This window comes from Phycisphaerae bacterium, assembly GCA_018003015.1.
Taxonomy (GTDB): domain Bacteria; phylum Planctomycetota; class Phycisphaerae; order UBA1845; family PWPN01; genus JAGNEZ01.
Map to the genome: position 1 here is coordinate 1 of JAGNEZ010000127.1, position 6821 is coordinate 6821.

The window sequence follows — 6821 nt, forward strand, 5'->3', positions numbered from 1 at the left end:
CGGCTGATGAGCCGCGTTGTGAATTGTATACGTGACGGTGGCGGTCCATTGTCCGCCCCCGGAAGATTTTGCCACGGTGAGGCCGCCCGCATGGACAGCGTAGTTTCGGACCGCAATTGGGATCGGCGCGCTGAATCCCTGGCTAAGGTCCGCACCGGTGGCCACGGCAATGAGCTCGCCGGGGCCGTCTCCGACGCCGATCGTGTCCCATGACATTGTCCATTGTCCCTCGGTCAGCGCCGCCGAACCGATTGAGATCCCGCCGAAATAGAACTCGACGACTTCGACCGGCCCAAGATCCGCCGCGGAAGCAGTGAGCATCGTCACGCCGGAGACCGGGACCGGCTCCAGGTTGTATGGATCGTAGAACGGCTGGGTGATGCGCACCGATGGTACCAAGCTGGCTGTGTTGTTGACGCCCACGAGAACGGCTTCGCCCGCCAGTTGTGCGTTGCCATCTGTCGCCACCGCCACTAGCGTATGCGGCCCGTCAGCCGCGCCGGCAGTGCTCCAGCTAATAGCCCAACCGTCCGAATCGTTGAAGTCCGCGCCTATGAACTCGCCGTCGAGATAGCATTGAACAGCCGTCGCCGCGGCAGTGGTGGACACTCGAATGGGAATCGGGCCAGAAACCTTCGTGCTGTCCGTGGGAGCCTCGATGGTCAACGACGCCGGGTCGTTCCAGTAGAGCAATGTTGGGACGCTGAGCAGCGGTTCGCGGAAGGTGTCGAGCACTCTGGCATAGTAGAGGAGATCGCAGAAGTGGGCGTAGTGGCCGGCTTGCCAGCCCGAGTCGCGAATCGCTGTGCAAACCGTCTCGACGCCGGCGGCGTTCTTCTCCAATCCATGACGCGCGATGTGGAGCGCTGCCGCTCCCGCAACGTGGGGCGAAGCCATGCTGGTTCCGGACATGGTGGCATAACCGCCGCCCGACATCAGGTAGGTCGAGTAAATGGCCACGCCCGGCGCGCAGATATCCACCAACTCGCCGTAGTTGCTGAACCACGCGAGCGAATCATCGAAATCGTATTCCTCGGTGATTCCACCCAAGCCGCCGGGCAATCCATCGTTGTCATCCAGCGCCGACACCGTGAGGGCAGTGGGTTCGGAGGCCGGGGAGTAATTCGCGGCGTCCCAAGCCGAATTGCCGGCCGCCACCACGAAGACGACGCCCGCCTGCGTCCCGGTCTTGACAGCGTCATTGATGGTCTGGGAGAAACCGCCGCCCAGGCTCATGTTGGCGACCTCGAACGTGCTCGCCCGCTGCACGACCCAATCAATACCCGCGAGCACGGTCGCGGCGGTGCCGCTGCCGCTGGAGTCGAGCACCTTTACAGCCCACAGACGCGCGCCGGGCGCGACGCCCACGACGCCGAGGTCATTGTCGCGCGCGCCGATGATCCCGCCGACGTGCGTGCCGTGGCCGTTGTCGTCCTGCCAGATGGCGTCGGTCTTGAATGTCTTCTTGGACGCGTAGAAGCGGACGCCTGCCGGCTGCACGTTCAGGTCCGGATGCGTCGCGTCCAAGCCCGTGTCAATGACGGCCACGTCGGCGTCCACCGTGAGACCGCCACCCATCAAGCCCGGGACGGCATCGGCATCGCAGCGCCGGATGCCGGTGGGCATGGTCTGTTGAAAGGCCGTATAGACCTGATCCTGTTCAACATAGGCAACCTCGCTACGCCGGGCGAGCGCCTGCGCAGCCGCTGGCGAGCCAGCGAAGGCAAAGCCCTTGATGGCCCTGGTGTAAACGTGATCGAATTGCAGGGCGTGTTGAGCGGCCAGCGCCCTGGCCGTGCCGGGTGTGTCGCGTGTGTCCGCTTTGAGCACTGCGATGTAGCGTCCCGGGATCGTTTGCGCGGGCGCTGTCAAGCTGCCGGCCAGCAGTGCGATGGCCAGCCCGGCCAGCGTGGATCGTTTTATCCTGCTGAAGGTTGTTTTCATGGTGTGCCCCACGATAGGTTGTTCATGCCTTTCCAACAGACTCAGGCGATTTCCCGAGACGATTTGCACCAGAATGTTGGACTTTATGGGTACTCGAGCAGGTTCAGTTGCCATTGCTCGGGGTGGGGCTGGTGATCGCGGTTCCAGCGGCGCATGACGTCATCGCGATGCTCGACCCACTTGCGGTACTTGCCGTATTCGATGTGGCCGTCGCAGAAGAGGACGTTGGCGCCGCCGTTGTGCCGGCGGGTGGGGCCGAAGGACTCGAAGAGCCCGTCATTCCAGGTGAAGCCCCAGGTAGGCACCACCGTGAAGTTCCACCCGCGGACCGAATCGTTCCCGTCGCAGAAGGCGATCATGTCCGAAGGGGCCACAACCTGGGATTCCTTGATGTGATGTACCCGGAATGCCGGCCCCTCGACTCCGCCGTCGAGACCCTGCAGGGCGCCCAGGTTGCAGCCGAACCCGTTGTAGGCGTAGCTGATGGCCATGATCTGGCCGAAGGCGATGGTCGAGTTGGTCCAATTCAGAGCCTTCGGGAAGGACGGGCAGACATAGACCTTGCGTGTGCCGCTCATGCTCTGGCCGAAGGAGGCGGCCCAGGGATTGCTCACGCTCTGGCTGCCGAAGTGGGGGTAGGCGTGATAGTCGGTCAGATACAACGTTAGGGCCAGACCGATCTGGTGCAGGTTGCTGACACAGTTGATCGACTTGGCCTTTTCCTTGGCACGAGACAAGGCAGGCAACAGAAGGCCCGCCAGGATCGCGATGATCGCGATCACCACGAGAAGCTCGATGAGCGTGAAGGCGCAGGCCCCGGGGGGGCGGGGGATGAGCCTGCGCAAGTTGCGGAGAGTCGCCAGTTCGCTGCTACGAACGCGGGGTCCACGGAGAGCCTCCTTGATCATGCTGCCAGGGAGCGCCCGGCTCATATCACCTCTCTCCTTCCAGCCACGCGATCGGGCTGGCGTCGGTCATGAAATCAGGCGTCAAACATTGCGGTTCGCCTCCGCTCAACGCCCGATAGAACAACTGGTGGTAGGCCGCGCCCAAACCCCCATACTCCCAGAGCTCATACACCATCGCCTTCGAATCCGGCGACCAGACAATACGGTAAAAGCCCGGACCCGGCGGGCTGAGCCAGCCCTTCATCCCCGCCGGCGGGTCCATTCGACCCAGGTTGCGCAGGTCCGAGCCGTCTGGCTTGATGATGTGCAGCGACGCGTTGCGGCGATGGAACGCGATCCAGTTGCCATCGGGCGACCACGCCGGGGCTTCGCCCTCGGTCAACAGCGCCGATTGCCCCGTCGCCACATCCAGAATCTTCAGCATGTTGGTTCGGCTCTGCGTCAGGAACCCCGGCACGGTGTAGACGAGATGCCGGCCGTCGGGGGACCAGTCGTGCGTAGTCGCTTGGGTGACGATGGGTTCGGAAGACAACGGTTCCGCCAGCCCGGTAATATTTCCGGCCGCGTCAAAGGCGACCCGCGCCACGTAGATACCGGACCCGGCTGACGGCCCGGGGCGCGTGCCTGGTTTCACTGGCTTGGACGCGGTCCAGGAGATGAGCCCATCGTCCAAGCCGCGGTTTGCGTCCCGCGCCCAGTTGATGATCCGATTCCGTTCCTGCCCCCGCCGGAGAGCGCCAAGTGAAAACACATGGATCCCAGTCATCTGGCCGATGCCGGGCAGGTCAGTCAGTTGGATAGCCTGGTCCGGCCTGGCATCGTCACGGACCGCAAACAGTTCCCGGGGTGGACCGTTGGTGTTGGCCGAGGGCATGTCGCGGATTTCCAGGAACCAACGATGCCCCCTGTGCAAGGCTCGGGACGGCGGAGCCGGGTATCCCAGCGGCGTCAAGGTGCGCTTGGCATCCTTCACCGTCATGGCATGAAGGCGGCCGTCCATCGTGAAGTAGAGGCGGCCGGCGAGGGATTCGACGCCGAGCGGCGCCGAGTCCGAGCGCGGCACAACGATGGTGTAACCGTCCCCGGGTTTCACGTCGCGGTGGACGAGAAGCTTGCCCGCGCGCGTGAGTTTGAGGCTATAACACTCGAAACCGTATTGAACGGGGAAGGGCTCCGACACGGTCTTGCCGTCTTTGACGTGCACGCCCCAGAGGTCCCAGGTTCGCAGCCGGTCGCTGGTGAAGAGGATGACCGGCTGGTTGGGGGACCAGATCGGCGTGCGGCAGTTGCCCGGGAGATTCAACGGACGAGTGGCGCCAGTCGCCACTGCCGTCACGTACAGCGCATGCGGCGGCGGCTTCCCCGGCTCGCCCTCTCCCGTGGGCCTGGAATAGACCACGTGCTGCCCGTCAGGCGAGAACCGGGCGTGCTCGACCGCGTTCGAGCTGAACGAGACCAGCAGGCGGACCTGACCCTCCGGCACCGAAACCGCCGCCAATCCAGGTTCGTTGCGGCGGGCGCACACCAGCCACTTGCCGTCGGGGGACCAGTCCTGGGGCTCGTAGTAGTTGAAATCCGAGGCCGACAGCACCGGCACGAGCAAGCGGAACTCGCCCGTCTCCGGCGCGACGATCCGGAGATCAGGCTTGTGAGTGGGCGGGGCCATCCACAAATAGGCGAGCCACCGCGCGTCCGGCGACCACGCGTAACCTTCGAAGGGCATCTCGAAGACAGCCGGCTGGTTGGTCAGGCTGAGGCGCTTCATGGCTTGGGCATAGAGATCCTGCGTGAACTCGAAAATGCCAAGGGCGTCCCGCCCACTTCCCACGAACTTCCGCAGCTTGCCCGACTCGAGCCGCCGCACGGTCACGCCGCCCTCGCCTTGGGTCCAATCCGTGTAAGCAAGATAACGCTCGTCCGGAGACAGGGCGACCGCCTTTTCGACAAGGGTCAGGCCATTGAAGACGCCACGGGCGCGGGAGTCGGTGCTGCGGGATGCCGCCGGCGGCTGGCTCAGCGCGGTATCGAGCTGCGCCCGGGTGGAGGCCGCCACACCCTCAGCCTCGCGCGTTCGGACGAATTGCCAGTAGCTGAGCGCAGCCGCGATACCGATCACCGCGGCAACGCTGCCGGCGATGATGAGCTCGGTTCGGCGACGTCGGGCGAACTTCCCCAGTCGATAGCGCATCGTGGGCGGCCCGGCCAGAACCGGTTCGTGGCGCAGATGATGTCGGAGGTCGTCGGCCAGGGCGTGCGCCGTCTCGTAGCGACGCCCGCGGTCCTTCTCCAGCGCCTTCATCACAATCCAGTCCAGATCGCCTTGCACCTCCTTCCATTTCTGACTCCTGTCCGCTGACTTCTGACCTCCGCCCTCTGTCCTCCGTTCTCTGTCTTCTGTCCTCTGACGTTTGGTCAACTCCGTCAGGCGGACGGAGGGCTTGGCCGGCTCGGTCTCCCGGATCATTTGCCGGATCTCATCCAGGGCGGCCTTGCGCAGCGTCTCCGGGTCGAAGGGCGTCACGCCCGTCAGCAGCTCGTAAAGCAGCACGCCCAGCGAGTAGATGTCGCTGCGGCCGTCTACGTCCACGCCGCTCAAGGCCGCCTGTTCGGGGCTCATGTAGGCGGGGGTGCCGACCATCTGCTGGAAGGCGGTGAAGAGGGTCTTCTCCGTGAGCTTCTGGCCCAGGGCTTTGGCGACGCCGAAGTCGATCACCTTGGGCACGGGTTCGCCGTCAATGAGAGTGACCAGGATGTTGGACGGCTTGAGGTCGCGGTGGATGATCCCTTTCTGGTGGGCGTGCTGGACGGCGGCACAGACCTTCATGAACAGCTCGAGGCGGGCGGCGGTGGCGAGTCTCTGTTGGTTGCAGTAGTCCGTGATCGGGATTCCGCGAACCAGCTCCATCACGAAATAGGGCCGGCCGGTCTCGGTGGCCCCAGCATCCAGAACGCGGGCGATGTTCGGGTGGTCCATCAGCGCCAGGGCTTGCCGCTCCGCCTCGAACCGGGCGATGACCTCGCGGGTGTCCATGCCCGCCTTGATGATCTTGAGAGCCACCTTGCGACGCAGCGGTTCGGTCTGCTCGGCCATGTAAACCCGGCCGAATGCGCCTTCGCCGATCTCTTCCAGCAGCCGATAGCGGCCGATCATCCGGCCGGGACCCTCGAGCAAGTGGTCTTTCTGGTGGCCGTCAGCCTCCAGGAAATGGCTGGCCTGATCGTGAGCTCGCAGCAACGCTTCGACCCGTTGGCGCAGCTCGGGCTTGTCCTGGCAGGCTTGGTCCAGGTAGCGCGCCCGTTCCTCCGGCGTGGTCAGGGCCAGGGTGGCGGTGAACACGGCGCGCGTCTCATGCTTCCTATCGCTCATCATCTATCCAGGCGAGAGCGGATGGCGGTTTGCACCGGCATCTTTGCGGAGCGCCTCGAAGAGCCAGGCCCGGGCATAGGCCCAGAGGCCGTCGGCCTCCCGCCGGGTCAATCCCATGATCTGGGCGGCCTCCTGATGGCCCAGCCCCGCGAAGCATCGCAGGTCCACCAGCCGGGCTGCGTCCGGGTCCTCCGCGGCGAGCTTTTCGAGAGCCTCGTCCAGGGCGAGCAGCTCCTCCGAACGCACCGGCACTGGCGCCACGACGTCGTCCAGGCTGACTCGATCGAGGCCGCCGCCGTGTTTGGGGGATTTCTTTCGCCGGGCGTTGTCGATGAGGATGCGGCGCATGGCGGTCGCGGCGGCACAGAAGAAGTGCTTCGAGTCGTGCCACTTTCGATCTTCCTCGCGCACGAGCCGGAGCCAGGCCTCATGCACCAGGGCGGTGGCCTGGAGGGTCTGGCCGGGACGTTCTTGGGCGAGCTTGTGCGCCGCCAGTTGGCGCAGCTCCTCGTAGACAAGGGGCAAAAGCTCCTCCGCAGCGCGCGCATGGCCATCTTGGATGGCCGCCAGGATTCGCGTCACGTCGCTCATCGGCCATCGGA

4 protein-coding genes are annotated in these 6821 nt (G+C 64.8%); all 4 read right to left on the minus strand.

Going from position 1 to position 6821, the window contains the following annotated elements; translation table 11 throughout:
- Positions 1 to 2058, minus strand: a 2058-nt coding sequence (locus tag KA354_24840) for a S8 family serine peptidase (GenBank protein ID MBP7937880.1), incomplete at its 3' end; no start/stop codon positions are given.
- Complete coding sequence (locus tag KA354_24845) at positions 2028 to 2876, minus strand: DUF1559 domain-containing protein (GenBank protein ID MBP7937881.1); 849 nt, start codon at positions 2874 to 2876, stop codon at positions 2028 to 2030. The genes KA354_24840 and KA354_24845, both read right to left, overlap by 31 nt.
- Before the next feature lies 1 nt (position 2877).
- The gene (locus tag KA354_24850) at positions 2878 to 6219 is read right to left on the minus strand and encodes a serine/threonine-protein kinase (GenBank protein MBP7937882.1); all 3342 of its coding nucleotides are present in this window, start codon (positions 6217 to 6219) and stop codon (positions 2878 to 2880) included.
- 3 nt (positions 6220 to 6222) lie between these two features.
- Positions 6223 to 6810 carry a sigma-70 family RNA polymerase sigma factor gene (locus KA354_24855; protein ID MBP7937883.1) on the minus strand — a complete coding sequence of 196 codons (588 nt, stop codon included), beginning with the start codon at positions 6808 to 6810 and terminating at the stop codon, positions 6223 to 6225.
- Positions 6811 to 6821 lie beyond the last annotated feature (11 nt).

What these genes read in the sequence shown, in the direction of transcription:
- KA354_24845 (MBP7937881.1), bottom strand. Translation starts at nt 2,876, where the DNA reads ATGAGCCGGGCGCTCCCTGGCAGCATGATCAAGGAGGCTCTCCGTGGA.
- KA354_24850 (MBP7937882.1), bottom strand. Translation starts at nt 6,219, where the DNA reads ATGAGCGATAGGAAGCATGAGACGCGCGCCGTGTTCACCGCCACCCTG.
- KA354_24855 (MBP7937883.1), bottom strand. Translation starts at nt 6,810, where the DNA reads ATGAGCGACGTGACGCGAATCCTGGCGGCCATCCAAGATGGCCATGCG.